Source organism: Vibrio sp. 2033 (assembly GCF_033339735.1).
In genome coordinates this window covers 1-545 of the sequence record NZ_JAWOVC010000711.1, presented here as the reverse complement: position 1 = coordinate 545, position 545 = coordinate 1, and the positions used below count along the sequence as shown (strand labels likewise).

General features: G+C 45.9%; 2 pseudogenes. Both read right to left on the bottom strand.

The annotated features are described in order from the left end of the window. A pseudogene (locus tag R7P74_RS28665) lies at nt 1–318 on the bottom strand (TVP38/TMEM64 family protein); the annotation flags it as partial. A gap of 69 nt (nt 319–387) precedes the next feature. Beyond that, nucleotides 388–545 (bottom strand): annotated as a pseudogene (locus R7P74_RS28660) ((Fe-S)-binding protein); the annotation flags it as partial.

Sequence of the window (545 nt, the reverse complement as noted above, 5' to 3'; positions counted from 1 at the left end):
GGTATTACGCAGTAGGAAGCGCGCCACGATGAATGCCGCCACCGCGCCAAGCGTTGCAGAAAACAGCGCCAATACGCCACCTTTGATAGGACCAAATACGATACCTGCCACAATGGTGAACGCGCTGCCCGGTAGTAGGAAAACACACGCAAACACGAATGCTGCTACGAATACGGCGTAACCCCATACCCCAAAGCTTGCGATCCAATCTTGTAGGCTCTTGATGTCAGTGATGATTTCAAGAATACCAGTTTGTTTTGCCGCGAACAGAGCAATAGCTACAACAGCGACGATAAGAGCGATTTTTACGAATTTCATAAGTTCAACTTCACTTAAACCTAATAATTAAAAAGATATAGCTACAAAGAAGTAGTTACATAGACATAGCTACACAGACATACACTTGATCAGACCCGCTTTTGATTTGTAGCGGTTGAACCAAGCTTTCACAGGGCTAGCGAGTACGTTTACTGGCGGTTCATCACCTTGCATGATCACAGGGCCGAACATTAGGTCTAGAATGTGCCAAGATTTCGTACCAACAC